The sequence below is a fragment of the Actinomycetota bacterium genome (assembly GCA_036280995.1).
In the GTDB taxonomy this organism is placed as follows: Bacteria; Actinomycetota; CALGFH01; order CALGFH01; family CALGFH01; genus CALGFH01.
In genome coordinates this window covers 1-2,688 of sequence record DASUPQ010000029.1, presented here as the reverse complement: position 1 = coordinate 2,688, position 2,688 = coordinate 1, and the positions used below count along the sequence as shown (strand labels likewise).

Below are 2,688 nucleotides of genomic sequence, written 5' to 3'. Positions count from 1 at the left end.
GGATGAAGATGGGCAGCGTGAGACGGCCCCTGGGCCGTTGACTGCTCCGCGGAGGGGGCGAGGTCCGCGTCGACCTTGGTAAGTACCAGGTAGTTTGCCACCGCGGGCGGGGATCTTCACCTGAGGATGAAGTCGGAGGTTCAAGTCCTCCCAGGCCCACTACCAGCGACAATCAGCGGAAACGCTAGTCACAGTGCGTTGGAGCCGGTTCGGCGGGCCGTGTACCGGATGACACCTCATAACTGGCTTAACTTCCTGAGGTGTCATCGACCCCCCGACCACCTCATCCACATCGCCATGGTCAGGCAGTAGCCGCGCTGTTCGGTCCATCGCTCCCTCATGCTGGTGTCGGCGACCTCCCGGCGCCACAGACGCAGCTGCTCGAGCCGACAACTAGGCTCCTCGTGCACCGGCGGGTGAAACGCCGCTGTCGCCCAAGGTTTGAGTCAGAGCCTGCGCCGATGGGCGGTCAGCGGCCGCGGTGGCGGTCTTCCCAGCGGTATTGGGTTCAGGCACCGCCGAGCAGGCGGCCATCGACACTGGCGGCATCGAGCGGGTCCAGCTGCACGCCGACCTGATCATCTCGCCCGGCTGGCGTGAATGCTCGCTAACGCCTGAGCTGCTGCGCTGGCGAACGCCACCTAGCAGCTCAGCCGCTCAGCTTGGCCAGGAGCTCCGGCCGTCGGCCCGCTGCCGCTGCACCATGGGGCCAAGCACCGGCTCGTAGCTGTGCCGGTCTACCTGGCTCCAGTCGATGCCCCCAAACGGTGGGTGCGGGTCGTCCTCGATCGGACGTAAGGGACTGGTTACGCCGCTGGCGCTGGCGGCGGGTGCGGTTGCGCCTTGGATCGACCCCGACCGCCACTGGAGAGTGCCAGGAGCGCTTCGGTGGCCAAGTCGGTAGCGCGGCTGGATACTTGGCGCATGTCCCGCGCGGGCGATGATCCGCACCGTGCTGCGGATCACGAGCATGGTTCGGAGCTGTCGGAGACGCAGCTCAGGGTCCGCGCGCTCGAGAGCATCCTGGTGGAGAAGGGCTATGTCGATCCGGCCGCGCTGGACGTGCTGATCGAGACCTACGAGACCAAGGTTGGCCCCCACAACGGCGCGCGGGTGGTCGCCAAGGCCTGGGTGGATCCCGGCTTCCGGCAGTGGCTGTTGACCGACAGCGATGCGGCGATCGCCTCGCTGGGCTATGGCGGCCGTCAGGGGGAGGCCATGGTGGCGTTGGAGAACACCGCCAGCGTGCACAACTTGGTCGTGTGCACGTTGTGCTCGTGCTACCCGGTGCCGGTGCTGGGGCTGCCGCCGGTGTGGTACAAGTCGGCGCCCTACCGCTCGCGCGCGGTTGCCGACCCGCGTGGTGTCCTCCACGACTTCGGGGTGGAGCTACCGGCGGACACCGAGGTCCGTGTGTGGGATTCCACCGCGGAGGTGCGCTATCTGGTCCTGCCGATGCGCCCGGCGGGGACCGGCGGCTGGGGGGAAGCGGAGCTTGCCCGCCTGGTCACGCGGGACTCGATGATCGGGGCCGGGCTGCCCAAGCGCCCAGACGTGCGGTGATGAACGGGGCGCACGACATGGGCGGCGTCCACGGGTTCGGCGCGGTGGTGCCCGAGCCGGACGAGCCGGTGTTTCACGCCGACTGGGAGCGGCGCGTGCTTGCGCTGGTGCTGGCGATGGGCGCCACCGGTGAATGGACCCTGGACGCCGCGCGCTTTGCCCGCGAGAACCGCCCGCCGGCGGAGTACCTCTCCAAGAGCTACTACCAGCTCTGGCTTGGGGGACTTGAGCAACTGTTGGTGGAGCGCGGGTTGGTCGCGCCGGCCGAGCTGGCGGCAGGTCGATCCCTGCGACCGGCCAAGCCGGTGAGGCGGACCCTAGCCGCCGGGGAGGCCACCGGGTTGCTCAAGCGTGGTCGCCCGACCAACCGGGAGGCGCCTCGCCCGGCCCGCTTCCAGGTCGGCGACCAGGTGCGAGCGAAGAACATCCACCCGCTGACCCATACGAGGTTGCCCCGCTATGCCCGCGGCCGCACCGGGACCGTCACCCGCGTGCACGGCTGCCATGTGTTTCCCGACAGCAACGCGCACGGACACGGCGAGGACCCGCAATGGCTGTACACGGTGTCCTTCCCGGGGCGGGAGTTGTGGGGCGCTGCAGCCGATCCGACGGTGACGGTCTCCATCGACGCGTTCGAGCCGTATCTGGAGCCCGCGCCGTGACCTCCAGTGACCGCATTCCCACGCACGGCGCACCCGAGGCCGTCCCCGAGATGCCCTCCGACTCCGGCGGGCCGGTGTTTGGTGAGCCGTGGGAGGCGCAGGCGTTCGCGATCACCCTGGCGCTGCACCGGCGTGGCCTGTTTACCTGGACCGAGTGGTCCGCCAGGCTCGCGGCCGAGATCAAGCGCGCGCAGACTCGCGGCGACCCCGACTCCGGGGAGACCTATTACCGCCATTGGCTCGCCGCGTTGGAGCGCCTGATCGCCGACAAGCACCTGAGCGACCAGGCCGAGCTCACGCGTTACCGCGACGCCTGGAGGCGCGCCGCCGACCGCACACCCCACGGCACCCCAATCGAACTGGAGCCACAGGATCTCGGCTAGCAGCCTGCTGGACGGGCGTCCTTGTCGTTGCTGGCGATCAATGCCTCAATGACTTGAGGCAGATCAACACACAGGCGAGG

3 protein-coding genes are annotated in these 2,688 nt (G+C 68.9%); all 3 read left to right on the top strand.

Annotated elements, in window-relative coordinates; translation table 11 throughout:
- The first annotated feature begins 924 nt into the window (after window positions 1–924).
- From nthA to VF468_00735, 3 genes are read left to right on the top strand one after another with little or no spacing between them, the layout of a single operon-like run.
- Window positions 925–1,563 (top strand): nitrile hydratase subunit alpha, encoded by a 639-nt coding sequence (nthA, locus tag VF468_00745; GenBank protein HEX5876852.1) that lies wholly within the window; start codon window positions 925–927, stop codon window positions 1,561–1,563.
- A complete protein-coding gene (gene nthB / locus VF468_00740; protein HEX5876851.1) occupies window positions 1,563–2,225 on the top strand; it encodes a nitrile hydratase subunit beta in 663 nt (220 codons plus the stop codon). The genes nthA and nthB overlap by 1 nt, the downstream gene beginning before the upstream one ends.
- Before the next feature lie 50 nt (window positions 2,226–2,275).
- A complete protein-coding gene (locus VF468_00735) occupies window positions 2,276–2,608 on the top strand; it encodes a nitrile hydratase accessory protein (GenBank protein HEX5876850.1) in 333 nt (110 codons plus the stop codon).
- Window positions 2,609–2,688: the final 80 nt, after the last annotated feature.